The sequence below is a fragment of the Streptomyces sennicomposti genome, from assembly GCF_019890635.1.
GTDB classification, from domain to species: Bacteria; Actinomycetota; Actinomycetes; order Streptomycetales; family Streptomycetaceae; genus Streptomyces; species Streptomyces sennicomposti.
On the sequence record NZ_JAIOAB010000024.1, the window covers coordinates 20,617 to 38,687 of the forward strand.

Here is an 18,071-nt window from a genome sequence, read left to right on the forward strand (position 1 = left end):
GCCTTCCGTTCGCAGCCGTCAGGCCAGGAATGTAACAGCCTGCGGCCTACCGCCCCCTCCCCCGTCATCGTGCCCCCTCCGCCGCGGGACCACCCCGGCGGGGGACGCACGGAGCACGCCCGGGGGACGCACGGGGCACGCACGAGGGCGGGGGGCGGGGCGGGGGCGCGGCGGTCCTCCCGGGCCGACCGGTCGTGCGGCCGACCAGTCCGCCGGCCGACCGTCCCTCCGGCCGGTCCTCCGGCCGGTCCTCCGGCCTCCCCCCGCCCCTCCCCGTCCCCCGTCCCGCCCTCGGCGGATCCTCGGCGGGTCCTCAGCGCCCCGCCGGCAAGGCGTTCGCGCGGATCACCTCCGCGTACCAGTGGGCGCTCGCCTTGGGGATGCGGCGCTGGGTGCCGTAGTCGACGTAGACGGCGCCGAAGCGCTTCGAGTAGCCGTAGGACCACTCGAAGTTGTCCAGCAGGGACCACAGGAAGTAGCCCCGCACGTCCGCCCCGTCGGCGATGGCCCGCCGCACCGCGTCCAGGTGGGCGTGCAGGTACGCGATGCGCTGCGGGTCGTTCACCACGCCCTCGGGCGAGACGTAGTCGTCGAAGGCGGCGCCGTTCTCGGTGACCATCAGCGGCAGCTCGGGGTGCGACGCCGCCAGGCCGGTCAGCAGAGTGTGCAGCCCGCTCGGGTCGATGGCCCAGTTCATCGCGGTCAGGTCGTCGTTGGCGAGGTGGAAGGCGATGTGGTCGGAGCCGGTCCACGGGGAGTGCTCGCTCGCGCCGTGCCCGTCGTTCTTGGTGGTGCCGGCGCCGTCCGCCGGGTGCGAGACCACGGTCGGCGCGTAGTAGTTGACGCCGAGCACGTCGATGGGGCGGGAGATCTCGGCCAGGTCGCCCTCGTGCACCAGCCGCCCCCAGTCCACCAGGTGCGCGGTGTCGGCGAGCAGGTCCTCCGGGTAGGCGCCGTCGAGGATCGGCCCGGTGAAGATCCGGTTGCCGACCGCGTCGATCCGGCGGGCGGCCTCGGCGTCCTCGGCGCTGTCGGTGAGCGGGCGCACCTGGTGCAGATTGAGGGTGATGGAGGTCTGCGCGGACGACGGCAGCGCCGAGCGCAGTGCGCCGATCGCCTTGCCGTGGGCGAGGTTGAGGTGGTGCGCGGCGCGCAGGGTGGCCGCCGGGTCGGTACGGCCCGGGGCGTGCACACCGGAGCCGTAGCCGAGGAAGGCGCTGCACCAGGGCTCGTTGAGGGTGGTCCACACGCCGACGCGGTCGCCGAGGGCGCGGGCGACGAGGTCGGCGTAGTCGGCGAAGCGGTCCGCGGTGTCGCGCTGCGGCCAGCCGCCCGCGTCCTCCAGTTCCTGGGGCAGGTCCCAGTGGTAGAGGGTGGCGACGGGGGTGATGCCCGCCTGGAGGAGTTCGTCGGTGAGCCGGCGGTAGAAGTCGAGGCCGCGTTCTACGGCGGGGCCGCGGCCGGTGGGCTGGACGCGCGACCAGGACACGGAGAAGCGGTACGCCTTGAGGCCGAGGCGCTTCATCAGGGCCACGTCGTCGCGGTAGCGGTGGTAGTGGTCGGCGGCGATGTCGCCGGTGTCGCCGTTGCGGACCTTGCCGGGGGTGTGGCTGAAGGTGTCCCAGATGGACGGGGTCCGGCCGTCCTCGGCGGCGGCGCCCTCGACCTGGTAGGCCGCGGTGGCGGCGCCCCAGACGAATCCCGTCGGGAAGGAGAGGGAGGCGGCGCCCGGGGCCGGCTGGGCGGTGGTCTCGGGTCGTACGGCGGTCATGGTGAGAACGCTCCCAAGGTGGCGTGGCGGAGGAAGAAGAAGAGGAAGAGGAGAGGAAGGAGAGGAGAGGAGAGAGAGGAGGGAGGAAGGGCGTGGCCGGGCGCGGGGCGGGCGCTCCGGCCGGGGAGGTCGTCAGGGGCGCGAGGTCGTCAGGGGGTACGAGGCCGTGACGGGCGGGAGGTGTGACGGGGTGGGAGCGCCCGGTCCGGTACGGCTTCCGATACGGCTCCCGGTACGGCTCTTCCGCAGGCCCTACCGGACCAGGGCGGCCGACCGGCGTGCGGGGCCGGACGGAACCGGGCGGGAGGGGCGGCGGCTCGGACCGGTGCGCCGAGTCCCCCGCGGAAGCGGAGGGGCAGGGGGGCGGAAGGCGCCCGGGGAAGGCGATCCGTACCGTGTCCGCACTCCCCCGCACACCCTCGCGCGCCCCGGCCGCCCCGCCGCGCCCCGTCAGCCCTTGACCGCCCCCGCCATGATCCCCCCGACGATCTGCTTGCCGAAGATCACGAAGACCAGCAGCAGCGGCAGCGTGCTGATCAGCGCGCCCGCCATGACGATGCTCTGGTCGGGGGTGTAGGACGCGCTGAGCTGGCCGAGTGCCACCTGGATGGTGGGGTTCTCCTGGTCCAGCGCGAGGAACGGCCAGAAGAAGTCGTTCCACGCCTGCACGAAGGTGAGCATGCCGAGCACCATCATCGCGGGCCGGGCGGCGGGCAGGACGACGTTCCACACGATGCGGATGTTGCTGGCCCCGTCCACCTTGGCGGCCTCGATCAGCTCGTAGGGCAGCGCCTCCAGCAGGTACTGCCGCATGAAGAAGACGCCGAAGGCGCCGACCAGGGTCGGGAAGATCACCGACTCCAGTTTTCCGTTCCACCCGATGTCCGACATCATCATGTACAGCGGGACGACGCTGAGCTGCGGCGGGATCGTGAGGGTGGCGATGACGGCGGTCATCAGCGCGCCTCGGCCGCGGAAGCGCATCTTGGCGAAGGCGTAGCCGGCCAGGGTGCAGAAGAACAGGGTGGCGGCGGTGATGCAGCCGGCCACGATGACGGTGTTGACGATCGCCTTGGCCAGGTTGGCCTGCTCCCAGGCCGCCTGGAGGTTGTGCCACAGTCTGCCGCCCGGCACCAGCGGGGGTGGGCTGTCCAGGACCCGCGCCTGGTCGTGGGAGGCGGCCACCAGCGTCCAGTACAGCGGGAGGACCGAGCCGAGGCCGACGACGATCAGGGCGATGTAGGTGAACGGTCCGCCCCTGAGCTGCTGCCCGGCACCGATCTTGAAGCGGCCGCCCTTGCCCGGGGCGGCGGGGAGCGGTGCCGGGGCGAGGTCCGGCACGGTCTTGGTGGGACTGGTCGTGGTCATCGATATCGCTCCCGTCAGGCCGCGCTCTTGCGCATGATCCGGCCGACGATCCAGTTGATCAGGGCGATGAGCAGCAGCAGGACGAGCATCGCCCAGGCCACGGCCGCCGCCGGGCCGAGGTGCCCGAGCTTCCAGCCGTAGTTGAAGAGGTAGATGCTCAGCGTCTCGTACTGGTGCTCGCTGCCGCCGACGGAGCCGAGCGTGCCGCCCTGGAGCAGCAGCGGCTCGCCGAACAGCTGCATGGAGCCGATCGTCGAGATGACGATGGTGAACAGGATCGTCGGCCGCAGCGCGGGGATGGTCACCTTGCGGAACTGCTGCCAGCGCGAGGCCCCGTCGATCGATGCGGCCTCGTACAGGTCGGTCGGCACGGCCTGCATGGCGGCCAGGTAGATCAGGGCGTTGTAGCCGGTCCAGCGCCAGATCACGATGACCGAGATGGCGATCTTGGAGGTCCACTCGCCGTTGCCCCAGTCGGTGTTGCCCGCGCCGAAGAAGTGCAGCACCCAGTTGAGCAGGCCGCCGTCGGCGCGGAAGACCAGGGCGAAGACCAGGGCCGCGGTGGCGACCGAGGTGGCGTACGGGGTGAGGATGACGGTCCGCCAGAAGGTGCTGGCGCGAAGCTTGTAGTTGAGCAGATGGGCCAGGCCGAGTGCCACGAGCAGCTGCGGGACGGTGGAGATGACGCCGATGACGAAGGTGTTGGCGACGGCCGTCCAGAACTCGGAGTCCTGGAGGATCTTGGCGAAGTTGTCGAAGCCCACCCACTCGGACTGGTCGAGCCCCGTCATCTCCACCCGGTGCAGGGCGATCCAGCCGGTGTAGAGGAGGGGGTAGAGCCCGAAGGCGCCGAAGATGAGGAAGAAGGGGGCGATGTAGGCGTACGGCGACGCCTTGTCGTCGAAGCGCCACAGCCGGGAACGCCATGTGCTGTGCCGCTTCGAGGCGGTACCGGTGCCGCCGGGCGGCGGGGTGTAGGCGCCCCGTGCGGGAGTTGTCGTTGCCACGGAGGGAGTCCTTCCCTGGAGGTCTGGCCGGGTACGGGGCGGAAGTCGGGTCCGGCGCACACGGCTCGGTGCGTACGACCCGGTGCGTACGACCCGGTGTGTACGACCCGGTGCGTACGGCGGCTCCGGTGCGTACGGCGGCTCCCGCACGGCCGGCGGTGGTCCCTCAGGCGGGACCGGGACCGCGGCGACGGCCGCCACACGGCTCCGCGCCCGCCGCGGCAGCCGTCGTACGGCTTCGCGGGCGGGCGCGGTGCGGGCGGCCGGCGTGGCCGCCCGCACCCCGGGCTGTCGTCAGCCGAGCGCCTTGTCGACCGATTCGGTCGCGGCCTTCCAGGCCTTGTCGGGGCTGGTGCCCCGCGTCTCCATGTTGTTGATCTGGTTGGAGATCGTGTCCTTGATCACGCCGTCCTTCGCGCCGAGCACGGCCTCGGGGATGGACTTGGCCTCGTCGGCGTAGATCTCGCCGATCGGGGCGTCGCTGAAGTACGGGAGCTTGGCGCTCTTCACACTGGCCAGCTCGTAGGCGCCCTTGTTGGACGGGAAGACGCCGACGGCCTTGAACACGGCGGCCTGCTGCTCGGGCGCGGTCAGCCACTTGACCAGCTCGGTGGCCTCCTTGACGTGCTTGCCGCCCTTGGGCACGGCCAGGAAGGAGCCGCCCCAGTTGGCCGCGGTGGTGCCGGGCGCACGGGAGATGTCCCACTTGCCCTTGTAGGCGTCACCGGAGTAGGTCGAGATCTGGGCGGCCATCCACGCCGGGCACACCATGGAGGCGATCTGGCCCTTGCGCAGCGCCGTCTGCCACGGGACACCGAACTGGGGCAGGCCGGCGCTCAGCTTCTTCGAGGCGGTCTCGGCGGCCAGGTCCCAGCCCTGCTTGACGGCCTGGCTGTCCTTGTAGACCGGCTTGCCGTCCGCGTCGTAGTACTGCTGGGCGGAGGAGCTGACGACCGCGTTGTACATGGCGCTCGCGGAGTCCATGAAGTAGGTGCCGGAGGGCGCCTTCGCCTTGTACTGCTCACCGAGCTTGAGGTAGTCCTCCCAGCCGCCCGAGATCGCCTTGGCCACGGCCTCGCGGTCGGTGGGCAGGCCCGCCTTCTGGAAGAGGTCCTTGCGGTAGCACAGGGACATCGGGCCGATGTCGGTGCCGGCGCCGATGACCGTGCCGTCCTTCGCGGTGGCCTGCTTCTCCTTCCAGGAGACCCAGTCGCTCACGTTGATGGTCTTGCTCAGGTCGGCGAACTTGCCCGCCTGGGTGTCGACGATCTCCTTGATGCGGCCGACCTCGATGCCCGTGACGTCGCCCAGCCCGCTGTTCGAGTTCAGCTGCTGAAGGAACTTCGGGTAGTACTGCTGCTCCTCGGCGGTGGTCTCTTCCTTGACCGTGATGTTCGGGTGCAGCTTGTGGTACTGCTCGAACAGACCGGCTTCCTTGTAGCCGAACTGACCGAAGTCGGCCAGTTTGAGGGTGATGTTCCCGTTGGAGTCCGAGGCGTCCGAGTCGCCGTCGTCGCTGCTGCAGCCGGTCAGCAGCAGGGCGGAGGCCGTCAGGACCGTCGTGGTCAGGGCCGCTGCTCTGCGGCCACGACCGCCGCCGGTACGGGTGATGCGCATTCCACTACTCCTTGTTCCAGTGGGGAACGGGACCTCAGGAATCAGACCGCCGGGGTTCGACGGCTCGGACCTGCCCTCTCGGATCGAGCAGCGGCCAGCCCACAGCACTGGGCGTGCGGTGAAAAGGTGCTGGTCAACGGTGTGTCATGCGAGTCAGAGGGAAGGACCTTGGGTGGTTCGGTCCACACGGGAGGCGACTCCTACGTTTCCGTGGGACCGCTCCCACGCGGCATGTCCGGAAGACTCGTGGTTGCCGGGCCAGGTGTCAAGAGTTGAAAACGGCGTTGTTGCGCAAGCGTGTTCGGCGCGTCACGTGAATGTGTCTGGAACGGCGGCGACATCCGCCCGACACCGGCCGGACGCACAGCGGATTCACGCAGGTCACAGACGGGCCGGTGGAGCCGGTCGCGGACCGGCGGGCGACGCCGGGGCCGTGGCCGGATTTTTCTGGGCCAGAATGAGGCGACCCCCGACCGACCGCCGGAAGGTGAACGATGAACTCCGCCGAGCACCGGCCCGAGGCCGCGGGCGCCCCGACCCCCGCCCCCCGCCCTGACCTGCCCGCGGACGCCTCAAGTGCGGTGCGGGACGGGGGCGTTCCGTGCGCGTCCGGGGCCGGGTGCGGCTCCGGGTTCGGGTCCGGCTCCGGGTCCGGGTCCGGGTCCGGGTCCGGCTCCGGGTCCGGGTCCGGCTCCGGGTCCGGGTCCGGCTCCGGCTCCGCGGAGATCCCGGGCCCGGCCCTGCCCGCGGACGCGTCGGGCACGGTACCGGTGGCGGCGGGGTCGAGCGCGGTGCCGGGCGCGGAAGCGTCGAGCACGGTGTCGGAGGCAGCGGCGTCGAGCGCGGTGCCGGCTGCGGAGGCGTCGAGTCCGGCGTCGGCCGTGGAGGCATCGAGCACGGCATCGGCCGCGGACGCCTCAAGTGCGGTGCCGGCCGCGGGCGTCCGGCGTGCGGCCGTGTCGGCGGAGGTGCGGCGACCGGTCCCGGCCGCGGAGGTGCGGCGGCCGACGCTGAACGCCGTGGCCGCGCGCGCCGGGGTCGGCCGCGGCACGGTCTCCCGGGTGATCAACGGCTCCCCCAAGGTGAGCGAGCGGTCCCGGGCCGCCGTCGAGCAGGCCATCGCCGAACTCGGTTACGTCCCCAACCGCGCCGCCCGTTCCCTGGTCACCCGCCGCACCGACTCGGTCGCCCTGGTCGTCCCGGACGCCGAGACCCGGCTCTTCTCCGAGCCGTACTTCTCGGAGATCATCCGGGGCGTGTCGGCCGGACTCGCGGGCGCGGGGATGCAGTTGCTGCTGGTGCTGGCGCGGGACGCGCAGGAGTACGCGCGGCTCGCCTCGTACCTGTCCGCGCAGCGGGTGGACGGCGTGCTGATGATGGCGGTGCACAGCGAGGACACGCTGCCCGACCGGCTGGAGGAACTCGCGGTGCCGACCGTGCTGGCCGGCCGCCGCAGCCACCGCGAACCGCTGGGACACGTCCGCGCGGACAACAGCGGCGGCGCCCGGGTCGCCGTACGGCATCTGCTGGCCTCCGGGCGGCGGGCCGTCGGAACCATCACCGGGCCGCTCGACATGGACGTCGCGCGGGACCGGCTCGACGGCTACCGCGAGGCGCTGCGGGAGGCGGGCGTCGCCGTCGAGGACGACCTGATCGCGAGCGGCGACTTCACGGAGGAGGGCGGGCGCGCGGCCATGCGGGAGCTGCTGCGCCGCCGTCCGGACCTGGACGCCGTGTTCGCGGCGTCCGACGTGATGGCCTCGGGCGCGGTGCTGGAACTGCGCGCCACGGGACGGCGGGTGCCGCACGACGTCGCCCTCATCGGTTTCGACGACTCCATCGTGGCCCGGCACATCGATCCCCCGCTGACCAGCGTGCGCCAGCCGCTGGAGGAGATGGGCCGCACCATGGCGAGCCTGCTGCTGGACGAGATCGCCCACCGCGGCACCGGCCACCGCGAGGTGGTCCTGCCGACGGAGCTGGTGGTGCGCGAGTCGGCCTGAGGGCTCGGGCGGCCTCCCCGCTCGGCGCCCCGGACGGCCGTCGGCGGCATCCCGCCTCGTCGGCGCCTCGGACGCCCCGAACTCTTTCGAGACCCCCTTCCGTCGTGGGAGCGCTCCCATGCATAATGGGCGGACCCGACTCGTGGGAGCGATTCCATGCCCGAACCGTTGACCGTGTCCTTTCCGCCCGGCTTCCTCTGGGGAGCGGCGACCTCCGCCTACCAGATCGAGGGCGCGGTACGGGAGGGCGGCCGTACCCCTTCGATCTGGGACACCTTCAGCCATACGCCGGGCAGGACGGCCGGCGGCGACACCGGCGACATCGCGGTCGACCACTACCACCGCTACCGCGACGACGTGGCCCTGATGGCGGACCTCGGTCTGACGGCCTACCGCTTCTCCGTGTCCTGGCCGCGGGTGCAGCCCACCGGGCGCGGCCCCGCCGTCCAGGTGGGCCTGGACTTCTACCGGCGGCTCGTGGACGAACTCCTCGCCCACGGCATCAAACCCGCCCTCACCCTCTACCACTGGGACCTCCCGCAGGAGCTGGAGGACGCGGGCGGCTGGCCGGAGCGGGACACCGCGCCGCGCTTCGCGGAGTACGCGCGGCTCGTGGGCGAGGCGCTCGGCGACCGGGTCGAGCAGTGGATCACGGTCAACGAGCCCTGGTGCAGCGCCTTCCTCGGCTACGGCTCGGGCGTCCACGCCCCCGGCCGCACCGAGCCCGCGGCCGCGCTGCGCGCCGCCCACCATCTGAACCTGGCGCACGGACTGGCCGTCCAGGCGCTGCGCTCGGTGCTGCCCTCGCGCGCCTCGGTCGCCGTCAGCCTCAACTCCCAGGTGATCCGCCCGCTCTCGCGGCACCCGGCGGACCTGGCGGCCGCGCGGCGGATCGACGACCTGGCCAACGGCGTCTTCCACGGCCCCCTGCTGCACGGCGCCTACCCGGACACCCTGCTGGAGGCGACCTCGTCCCTGACGGACTGGTCCTTCGTCCTGGACGGCGATCTGCGCGACATCCGCCAACCGCTGGACGCGCTGGGCCTCAACTACTACACGCCCCAGATCGTCTCGTCCGTCGAGACCGCGCCCGAGGGGCCGCGCTCGGACACGCACGGGGCGAGCGCGCACTCGCCGTGGCCGGCCGCCGACGACGTGGTGTTCCACCAGGTGCCGGGCGAGCGCACCGACATGGGCTGGACGGTCGACCCGGACGGACTGCACGAGCTCATCACGCGCTACACCCGCGAGGCGCCCGGCGTGCCGCTGTACGTCACGGAGAACGGCGCCGCCTACGAGGACAAGGTGGACGACGACGGCCGCGTGCGCGACCCGCAGCGCATCGCCTACCTCCACGGCCATCTGGCCGCGGTGCGCCGCGCGATCGCGGACGGCGCGGACGTGCGCGGGTACTACCTGTGGTCCCTGATGGACAACTTCGAGTGGGCCTACGGCTACGCCAAGCGGTTCGGCGCGGTCCACGTGGACTACGCGACGCTCGCCCGGACCCCGAAGTCCAGTGCCCTGTGGTATGGGAAGGCCGCCCGGACGGGGCAGTTGCCGCCGGTGGACGCGGCCGTCTGACGCCCCGGCCGGGCGGCCGGGGCCGTCGGCCGGGGCCGTCGGCCGGGGAGGTGCGGGCGCGGCACACGGGAGTCGGGGGGAGTGCCGCGCCCCACCGGGCCGTGGGCCCGGGCGGTACGTCAGTTGTAGGCGCCGAACGCCTTGCTGAAGGCGTACGCGTCCTGGGTGACGGAGCTGCAGGTGGCGTCCGCGGTGGGCTTGGCGCCGCCGGCGCACTGCTTGTCGCGGGTGGCGGACCACATGGAGAGCCAGCCGAGGCCCTTGGACTTGGCGAAGTTCACCAGCTGGGTGGCGTCGTCCACCTTGAAGACCTCCGAGGAGACGTCGTTGACGCCGATCATCGGGGTGACGGCGACCGTCTTCCAGGCGGCGCTGTCGGACAGGGCGAGGACGCTCTTGATCTGGGCCTGGGTGGCGGTGGCGGCCTGCTCGGCGTAGGCGCCCATGTCGCCGTTGTAGGAGGCGCCGTAGTCCATCGCCATGATGTTGACGGTGGAGATCTTCACGCCGTTGGTCTTGGCGTTCGCCAGCAGGTTGACGCCGTCCTGCGTCAGGCCCTCGGGCATGACGGGCAGCGTGAAGGAGACGTCCAGGCCGGGGTGCTGCTGCTGGAGCTCGGCGATGGCCTGGGCGCGGCGGGTGTTGGCGGCGGTGTTGGGCAGCGCGCCGCCCTCGACGTCGAAGTCGACCTTGGTCAGCTTGTACTGGTCGACCGCCTTCCCGTAGGCCGCCGCCAGCGCGTCCGCCGAAGTGCAGGTGGTGGCGAGTTCGGAGCCGGACGCGCCGCCGAAGGAGACCCGTACGTCGCCGCCCTTGGCGCGCAGCGCGCCGATCTGGGCGGCCACCGCGTCGCTCGCGAGGTCGGTCACGCCGCCCCACTTGGGGGTGCAGCCGCCGCCGTCGGTGACGAAGGCGAGGTTGTAGTTCTTCACGCCCGTCGCGTCGGCGCTCGCGAGCAGGTCGAAGGCCGGGTAGAGGGAGGTGTCGACGTAGGGGGCGAAGCCGGCGGTCGCGGTGGTGCCGGTTCCGGTGCCGGTGCTCTGGGAAGCGGTGGGGGTCGGCGTCGAGGTGGCGGGCGGCGCGGTGGTCTGGGTGGCGGTGGGCGCCGGGGTGGGGGTGGCGGTCTGGGTGGGGCGGCCGCTGGGCTCGGGGGTGGCGGCGCCGTCCGCGGAACAGGAGGCGCCGTCGATCCGGCAGCCGGTCGGGTCGCCGCTGCCGTCCACGACGAAGCCGACGGTGACCGTCTTGCCGGGGGCGAGCCCGGCGGTGTCCCACTTGGCCGGCTTCACGGTGACGTGCCGGCCGCTGACCGTGGACTCGCCGTTCCACAGCGAGCCGAGCTTGGCGCCCGCCGGCAGGTCGAACTCCAGCGTCCAGTCCTTCTCCGTCCGGCCGCTGTCGTTGGTGACGACGTACTGCCCGGTGTAGCCGGTCGACCAGTCGCTGGTCTTCGTGTACGCGGCGCCGACGCCGGCCGCCTGCGCGGTGGCGGTGAAGACGAGCGCGCCGCCGCCCACCACGGCCGCCGCGACGAGACCGCCGATCACCTTGTTCCTGCCACTGATCCTGCGCCGGTGCGTGCTCATCGTGCCTGCCTTCACTGTTCACGAGGGGGGTGCGGTGCGGCAGCACGCTAGCGACCCGGAATCGGGCAATCCGCCTGATCCGGACCGCCGTTGAGCTTCTTAGGGTGCGCTTAAGGAAGGGATCGGGGACGGTTAAAGATCGCTGCGCGCAGTGGCCTCCCCCGCTCGCTCCGTCACTTCGCCGCCAGGCGTCTGCGGCGCCGTACGGCTCCCCGGTGGCCGCGGCGGGCGGCGGGGCCGCGGCCGTCGAGCTGGAGCCAGATACGCACCTCGGTGCCGCCGAGGACGGAGGAGCCGATCCGGACGTCGCCGCCGGTGGACTCCGCCAGCCGCCGCACGATGTCGAGGCCGAGGCCGGTCGAGCCGTCGCTGCCCGATCCGCTGCCGCGCAGCATGGCCGCGTCCGGGTCGGGTATGCCGGGCCCCGCGTCGGAGACGAGCACGATCACCGCGTCGTCGCCGTTGTGCACGTCGACGGCGAACGCCGTGCCCTCCGGGGTGTGCCGGAAGACGTTGCCGAGCAGGGCGTCCAGGGCGGCGGCGAGGTCCGCCCGGGCCACCGGCACCCGCACCGGCCGCTCCACCCCGGCCAGCCGCCACTTGCGGCCCTCGTCCTCGGCGAGCGCGGACCAGAACCCCATCCGCTCCCGGACCACCTCGGCCGCGTCGCAGCCGGCGCCCGGTCCCGCGGCGGCCGTCTGCGGCTTGGCCTCCCGGGCGGTGCGGATGATGGTGTCCACCTCGCGCTCCAGCTGCGCCACCGCGGCCCGGGTCTGGTCGGCGGCCGGGCCGTCGCCGAGCGAGGCCGCGTTCAGCCGCAGCACGGTCAGCGGGGTGCGCAGCCGGTGCGAGAGGTCGGCGGCCAGCTCCCGCTCGTTGGCGAGGAGCTGGACGACCTGGTCGGCCATGGAGTTGAACGCGACCGCCGCCAGGCGCAGTTCGGTCGGGCCGTCCTCGGGCACCCGCGCGCCGAGCTTGCCCTCGCCCAGTTCGTGCGCGCCCTGAACGAGCCGCTGCGCGGGCCGCACCATCCGCACCCCGAGCCGGTCGGCGACGGCGACGGAGCCGACGACGAGCGCCACGCCGACCCCGGCGAGGACCGCCCACGCGGTGCCGACGCCGTTGCTCGTCTCGGCCTCGGGGACGTAGACCTCGACCACCGCGATGGCCCCGGAGCTGAGCGCGACCGGCTGGAGCAGGACGGAACCGCCGGGCGTGCCGGTGGTGAAGGCGCGGCCCATCCGCCGGACGGCCGCGATGTCCGCCTCGGCGGCCCGGCGGCGGCCGATGTCGACGGCCGGCTCGCCGTCGGTCGCCGGTATGTGCACGGCCATCTCGGTGTCCGAGCCGGCCGAGGCGACGACCCGTTCGAGCTGGTCGTGGTCGGTGGTGATGGACAGCGCGGGCGCCACGGCGGCGGCCTGGCGCTCGGCGTGGGAGAAGGCGCGGTCCCGGGCCATCTCCTTGACGACCAGGCCGAGCGGCACGGCGAAGGCGACCACGACCATGGTGGTGACCGCCAGGCAGACCTTGACCAGGGCCCATCTCATCGCAACGGCTCCGCTCCGGGCGGTTCCAGCTTCACGCCGACGCCCCTGAGGGTGTGCAGATAGCGGGGCCGGGCGGCGGTCTCCCCCAGCTTGCGGCGCAGCCAGGACAGATGGACGTCGATGGTCTGGTCGTCGCCGTAGGACTGCTGCCACACCTCGGCCAGCAGCTCCCGGCGCGCCACGACGACGCCGGGCCGGCCGGCCAGGAAGGCGAGCAGGTCGAACTCGCGCCGGGTGAGGTCCAGTCGCACACCGTCCAGTTCGGCCTGGCGGCGCAGCGGATCGACGGTGAGGCCGCCGACGCGCAGGACGGGGGACGGCGCGGCCTCGGCCGGTCCGGAGCGGGCGCGGCGCAGCACGGCGGCCATGCGCGCGAACAGGTGCTCGACCGAGAACGGTTTGGTCAGATAGTCGTCCGCCCCGGCGTTGAGCAGCCGGACCACCTCCGCCTCGTCGTCGCGCGCGGTGGCGACGATGACGGGCACGTCGGTGATGCCGCGCAGCATCTTCAGGGCCTCGGAGCCGTCCAGGTCCGGCAGTCCGAGGTCCAGGATGACGACGTCGAAGCGGAGGTGGGCGACCTCGCGCAGCGCCTCCAGCGCGGTGCCGACGCTGCGCACGGTGTGCGAGGCGTCGGTCAACTGCCGGATGAGCGCCGAGCGTACGAACTGGTCGTCCTCGACCACGAGCACACTTGCCATGCGCCGCACCGTACGCCATGGACGCGAGGGCGGTGCGGGCCTGTGGACAACTCCGGCCGGACCCCGGCCGGCTGTGGACAACTCCTTGTGGACCACCTCACGCCGGGCCCCTGACGCCGCCCCGGGCGGGGTGCGTGCGGCAGTATGACCGCGATGCACAGAGGACTCGTACACGTACTGGCGTGGTCGCTCGCCACCGGCGCTGCGGCCACCCTGTCGTGGTGGGGCGTCCACACGGTGATGGCGGGCACGGCCTACGATCCGCCGCGCGCCCTGCCCATCACGGCGGCCGAGGCCAAGGCGAAGGAGCCGTCGCCGACCGCCTCCGCCACCCGTGGGCCGGCCGCGCCGCCGAGCACCCCGGCCGCCTCTGCCACCCCGTCCCGGACCTCCGCCGCCCCGCGCCCCCCGGCGTCCGCGTCCGCCGCGCGCACCACTCCCTCCCCCACCGCGACGGCCGCCGGCCGGGTCGAGAGCTACGACACCGACGGCGGCCGGGTGGTCTTCGACCTCGGTCCGGCCGCCGCGACCCTGGTCTCGGCGACCCCGGGCACGGGCTGGTCGATGCAGGTGTGGAAGACGGCGTCGTGGATCCGGGTGGAGTTCACCTCGGGCGCCGACCGGGTGTCGGTCATCTGCACCTGGCACGACGGCCCGCCACGGGTGGAGGTGGGCGACTACTAGGGCGTCGCTTCCAGGACGTCGCTCCCCGGACGTCGCTTCCAGGACGTCGCTTGGCCCCATCTGCCGCCCGCGGAGTGCGGTTCAGCGGAAGACGGAGGGCGGTGGGGCCGGTGAGGCGACGGCCGCCGCGTCCGTCACCGGCAGGGCGCCGCCGGTGAAGTCGGTCAGCTCGCGGCCGTGTTCGACACGGCCCGGGTGCGGGTCGGAGGCGGCCCTGCGGGTCAGCTCGGCAACCGGCAGCGGCAGGTCGGAGGCGACGAGGACGGCGTTGCCGAAGCGCTTGCCGCGCAGCACGGTGGGGTCGGCGACCAGGGCGAGTTCGGCGAACCGGGCGGCGGCGGTGGCGATCTGGCCGCGCAGATGGGCCAGCGGCGGCCCGTCGGCGAGGTTGGCGGCGTAGCGGCCGCCGGGCTTCAGCGCCCTGCGGACCTCGTCCAGGAACTCCGTGGAGGTGAGGTGGGCGGGGGTGCGGGCGCCGCTGAACACGTCGGCTATCACGAGGTCGGCCCAGCCGTCGGGCACCTTGGCGAGTCCGGCGCGGGCGTCGGCGGAACGTATCCGGATGCGCGCGTTCGCGTCCAACGGCAGCTCACGGCGCACCAGTCGGACGAGGGCCGCGTCGCGCTCGACCACCTGCTGGGTGGAGCGGGGGCGGGTGGCGGCGACATAGCGGGCGAGGGTGAGCGCGCCGCCGCCGAGGTGGACGGCGTGGACGGGCTTGCCGGGCGGCGCGGCCAGGTCGATGACGTGCCCGAGCCGGCGCTGGTACTCGAAGGAGAGGTGCGCCGGGTCGTCCAGGTCGACGTGGGACTGCGGGGCGCCGTCGATCAGCAGGGTCCAGGCGCGGGGCCGCTCCCTGTCGGGGACGAGCTGCGCGAGGCCGCCGTCCACCCGCTCGCTCACGGCTTCGACGGCGCCACGCTCACGGCGCGGGCTCCTGGACCTTCCCATGGGGACATTGTCGCAAGCCGCGAGGGGGGCACGCGCGGGCGGTGACGGTGCGTGGCCGCGCGGGGCGGTACGGGCGAACGGCGCCGCAGCGTCACGTCCGCGGAGTCAGCGGCAGCCGCGAGTCAACGGCAGCTGTCGGCCGCCGCGATCAGCCGGGCCGCCTCGCCCAGGGCGCGGCGCAGTACGGCCGGGTCCGTCGCCGGGTCGGCCTCGTCGGGCGGGAGGAGCCAGTCCGAGCCCTCCACGGGCGGTTCGGGCGCCAGGCGCAGGCCCCGCCCGTCGGTGCCGGTGCAGGTGCTGCCCGGCACGTCCCAGCCCTCGGCGGTGCCCGCCGGCACCACGAAACCCAGGGTGTCGCCGCCGTCGTCGTGCAGAACGGGGCCCACCGCCTCCCCCGTCCCGCGGCGCAGGATGTCGACCGCCTCCAGGCCCTGTCGCGCCGGCACCGTCACCAGGTCGCACCCGGTCCGCGCTGCCGGCGGTGGACACGGATCGACGCTCCCACTGGTCTGCGTCCCGGCCTCCACCACGGATACCCCTCCTCGTGAGTCGACGGGCGGGAGTCGGGTTGGCTCCCGGTCCATGGGGTACAACGCGGCGGCGCGTCAACGGCTACGGCCGAAGACAGCCTCAAAGGATGGCAGTTCATGGCAGATCGCGGAGGGGATATCCGGTTTGTGGCCAAACTCCGCGTGGCGGAGCGGACACAGCGGGTACGTTCTTGCTCGCCGGAAACAGGGTGGCACCGGGACGACCCGGACAACTCACCCCGTATCCGGCATGGTTCGACGGTTCGCACGAGAGGGCCCGGCCATGGCGTCGTCAACGGTGACCTCGTCCCCGTCCCCCCGGCCACCGCGGCCGAATCTCGCCTTCCGGCGCCTGCGCGGCCAGCGCTCGCCGGCCGAGTTCGCCGCGGCGGTGCGGCGGGCCGCCCGCGAGATCGGCGAGCGGGTCAGCTGTGACGCCCGCTACATCGGCCGGGTGGAGGCGGGCGAGATCCGCTGCCCCAACTACGCCTACGAACGCGTGTTCCTGCACATGTTCCCCGGCCGGACGCTCGCCGACCTGGGGTTCGCACCCCGCTCGTCCGTCCGCGGGCGGGCGGTGCGCACACCCGAGGACGACGCGCCCCCCGCGCACACCACGAGCCCGGAACGCGCCCCGTCTGAAACGCGGAGCGCGAGCCACCCGTATCACGCCCACGAAGCACGGGAACCGCGCGACACCGCGGCCCCGCCGGCCGGACAGGACCGGGAGGACCAGCAGAACCAGCAGGACCGGGAGAACCGGGAGAACCGGGAAGTCCGGACGGGCCGGCGGGTCCGGCCCGTCCGGACTGACCGGAACGACCGGGACGACCGGGCCCTCCGGAACGACCGTCGGACCGGGACCGGCCTGCGGACCCGGCCGGACCGACCGGAGCCGCCGGACCGACCGGACCCACACGACCGGCAAGACCCGTACCACCCGCACGAAGACCACGAGGAGAGCGACGTGCTGCGTCGCGCATTCATGACCAGCTCCGGCGCCACCGTGGCCGCCGTCTCGCTGGGTCCCCTGGGGCTCGCCCTCGACGCTTCGGCGGCGGACCGGCCGGTCCGCCGCGCCGGCGCGAGCGACGCGGGCGCCCTGGAAGAGGCCGTCCGCAAGATCCGGGTGCTCGACGACCGGCACGGGGCGGACGGCCTCTACCGGCGTGCGGCCGCACCCCTGCGCGCCGCCTACGCGCTGCTGGACGCCGGCGCGACCCGGCAGGCCACCGCCGACCGGCTGCACTCGGGCGCCGGTGAACTGGCGATCTCGGTGGGCTGGCTGGCCCATGACTCGGGCCGTTTCGACGACGCCCGCTCGCACTACGCAGAGGCGCTGGCCACCGCGCGCATGACCGGGGACGCCGGCCTGGAGGCGCACGCGTTCTGCAACACGGCGTTCCTGGCCCGGGACGCGGGCCGCCCGCGCGAGGCGGTGCGCGCCGCGCAGGCCGCGCAGCGCGTCGGCCGGGAGCTGGGGTCCGCGCGGCTGATGTCGCTGCTCGCGCTGCGCGAGGCGGGCGGCTGGGCCGGGCTCGCCGACCGCACCGCCTGCGCGCAGGCGCTCACCCGCGCGCAGGCGCTGTTCGGACGCGGCCCCTCGGACGCCGACCCGGAGTGGATGACCTTCTACGGCGAGGCCGAGCTGGAGGGTCTGGAGGCGCAGTGCTGGTCCACGCTCGGGGACTGGCCGCGGGCGGCGCTGCACGCCCGGCGCGCGGCCGAGCTGCAGGACCCGCACTTCACCCGGAACATCGCCCTCTACACGGCCGAGCTGGCCGACGACCTCGCGCGCGGGGGCCGTCCCGACGAGGCCGCGACGGCCGGGATGAAGGTCCTCGACCTGCTCGACCAGGTGCAGTCCTCCCGTATCCAGACGATGCTGGCGGGCACCGCGCGCGTGCTGCTGCCGCACCGGCGGGCCTCCGGGGTGTCGGCGTTCCTGGAACGGCACGCCTCGGCGCCGCGGACGGCGTGAGCGGGTCAGGAAGGACGCGGCCCGCTCGGCGGCTACGCGGCGAGGTGGCCCACGTCGTTCCAGTGCTGCAGGGCCGGCTCGCCGTAGGCCCAGCCCAGCACCGACAGGGACGTCGGGTCGAGCCGGAGCCGGGCCGCGAAGTCGATCGGCAGGCCGAGCCAGCGCGCGCCGATGGAGCGCAGGATGTGCCCGTGCGCGAAGACCAGCACGTCGCGGTCCTCGGCGCGCGCCCAGGCGACCACCTCGTCGGCGCGGGCCGTCACGTCGGCGATCGTCTCCCCGCGCGGGGCGCCGTCGCGCCAGAGGAACCAGCCGGGCCGCTCGTCCTGGATCTGCTGCGGGGTCATCCCCTCGTAGGCGCCGTAGTCCCACTCCATGAGCGCGTCCCAGGGGGTGGCGCGGTCGCCGAAGCCGGCCAGTTCGCAGGTCTCGCGCGCGCGGACCAGCGGGCTGGTGCGCACCTCGACGCCGGGCAGGCCGTCGAACGGCGCCCGGTGCAGCCGCTCGCCGAGCAGCTTGGCGCCGCGCCGGCCCTCGTCCAGGAGCGGCACGTCGGTCCTGCCGGTGTGTTTTCCGGACAGCGACCACTCGGTCTGTCCGTGCCGGGCCAGCAGGATGCGCGGTGCCATGAGGAGCCCTTCCGGGAGAAAGTCAGATCTTCGTACGGAACCCTCCCATCATCGCGCACCCTGGTCGGGGGCCGTCCCGGGGCAACCCGGGCGGCGCTCGTTGCGTCTT

Annotated in this window: 14 protein-coding genes; 4 read left to right on the forward strand and 10 right to left on the reverse strand. The window is 73.4% G+C overall.

Annotated elements, in window-relative coordinates:
- Positions 1-313: 313 nt before the first annotated feature.
- From K7787_RS15760 to K7787_RS15775, 4 genes are all read right to left on the reverse strand, one after another.
- Complete coding sequence (locus K7787_RS15760) at positions 314-1,771, reverse strand: GH1 family beta-glucosidase (protein WP_009188754.1); 1,458 nt, start codon at positions 1,769-1,771, stop codon at positions 314-316.
- 450 nt (positions 1,772-2,221) lie between these two features.
- Positions 2,222-3,139, reverse strand: a complete 918-nt coding sequence (locus K7787_RS15765; RefSeq protein ID WP_019980541.1) for a carbohydrate ABC transporter permease — start codon at positions 3,137-3,139, stop codon at positions 2,222-2,224.
- A 14-nt stretch (positions 3,140-3,153) separates the two neighbouring features.
- The gene (locus K7787_RS15770) at positions 3,154-4,146 is read right to left on the reverse strand and encodes a carbohydrate ABC transporter permease (protein WP_009188756.1); all 993 of its coding nucleotides are present in this window, start codon (positions 4,144-4,146) and stop codon (positions 3,154-3,156) included.
- A gap of 294 nt (positions 4,147-4,440) precedes the next feature.
- The gene (locus K7787_RS15775) at positions 4,441-5,763 is read right to left on the reverse strand and encodes an ABC transporter substrate-binding protein (protein WP_164387418.1); all 1,323 of its coding nucleotides are present in this window, start codon (positions 5,761-5,763) and stop codon (positions 4,441-4,443) included.
- Between the two features lie 968 nt (positions 5,764-6,731).
- Here K7787_RS15775 and K7787_RS15780 point away from each other — a divergent pair.
- Together K7787_RS15780 and K7787_RS15785 are read left to right on the forward strand one after the other, a co-directional pair.
- A complete protein-coding gene (locus K7787_RS15780) occupies positions 6,732-7,766 on the forward strand; it encodes a LacI family DNA-binding transcriptional regulator (protein ID WP_027757805.1) in 1,035 nt (344 codons plus the stop codon).
- Between the two features lie 156 nt (positions 7,767-7,922).
- Positions 7,923-9,350, forward strand: coding sequence for a GH1 family beta-glucosidase (locus K7787_RS15785; RefSeq protein WP_223001797.1), 1,428 nt, complete (start codon positions 7,923-7,925; stop codon positions 9,348-9,350).
- 119 nt (positions 9,351-9,469) lie between these two features.
- Here the strand turns inward: K7787_RS15785 and K7787_RS15790 are convergent, their stop codons facing one another.
- The 3 genes from K7787_RS15790 to K7787_RS15800 form a co-directional block, all read right to left on the reverse strand.
- On the reverse strand, positions 9,470-10,936 hold the full coding sequence (locus K7787_RS15790; RefSeq protein WP_223001798.1) for a glycoside hydrolase family 18 protein: 1,467 nt from the start codon (positions 10,934-10,936) through the stop codon (positions 9,470-9,472).
- A 173-nt stretch (positions 10,937-11,109) separates the two neighbouring features.
- Complete coding sequence (locus tag K7787_RS15795) at positions 11,110-12,486, reverse strand: sensor histidine kinase (RefSeq protein ID WP_223001799.1); 1,377 nt, start codon at positions 12,484-12,486, stop codon at positions 11,110-11,112.
- On the reverse strand, positions 12,483-13,187 hold the full coding sequence (locus K7787_RS15800) for a response regulator transcription factor (RefSeq protein WP_043260864.1): 705 nt from the start codon (positions 13,185-13,187) through the stop codon (positions 12,483-12,485). The genes K7787_RS15795 and K7787_RS15800 overlap by 4 nt, the downstream gene beginning before the upstream one ends.
- A 153-nt stretch (positions 13,188-13,340) precedes the next feature.
- Between K7787_RS15800 and K7787_RS15805 the strand changes: the two genes are divergently transcribed.
- Complete coding sequence (locus K7787_RS15805) at positions 13,341-13,871, forward strand: hypothetical protein (RefSeq protein WP_223001800.1); 531 nt, start codon at positions 13,341-13,343, stop codon at positions 13,869-13,871.
- Positions 13,872-13,952: 81 nt separating this feature from the next.
- On the opposite strand, the gene K7787_RS15810 is transcribed toward K7787_RS15805, so the two are convergent.
- Positions 13,953-14,822, reverse strand: a complete 870-nt coding sequence (locus K7787_RS15810; RefSeq protein WP_027757809.1) for a spermidine synthase — start codon at positions 14,820-14,822, stop codon at positions 13,953-13,955.
- 122 nt (positions 14,823-14,944) lie between these two features.
- Entirely contained in the window at positions 14,945-15,352 is a 408-nt protein-coding gene (locus tag K7787_RS15815; protein WP_009188765.1) for a hypothetical protein, read from the reverse strand.
- 283 nt (positions 15,353-15,635) lie between these two features.
- Here K7787_RS15815 and K7787_RS31780 point away from each other — a divergent pair, with 283 nt between their 5' ends.
- Complete coding sequence (locus K7787_RS31780) at positions 15,636-17,333, forward strand: NsdA family TPR-like regulatory protein (protein ID WP_247720943.1); 1,698 nt, start codon at positions 15,636-15,638, stop codon at positions 17,331-17,333.
- A gap of 32 nt (positions 17,334-17,365) precedes the next feature.
- Here the strand turns inward: K7787_RS31780 and K7787_RS15830 are convergent, their stop codons facing one another.
- Positions 17,366-17,962 carry a histidine phosphatase family protein gene (locus tag K7787_RS15830; protein WP_164390632.1) on the reverse strand — a complete coding sequence of 199 codons (597 nt, stop codon included), beginning with the start codon at positions 17,960-17,962 and terminating at the stop codon, positions 17,366-17,368.
- Between the last annotated feature and the right edge of the window lie 109 nt (positions 17,963-18,071).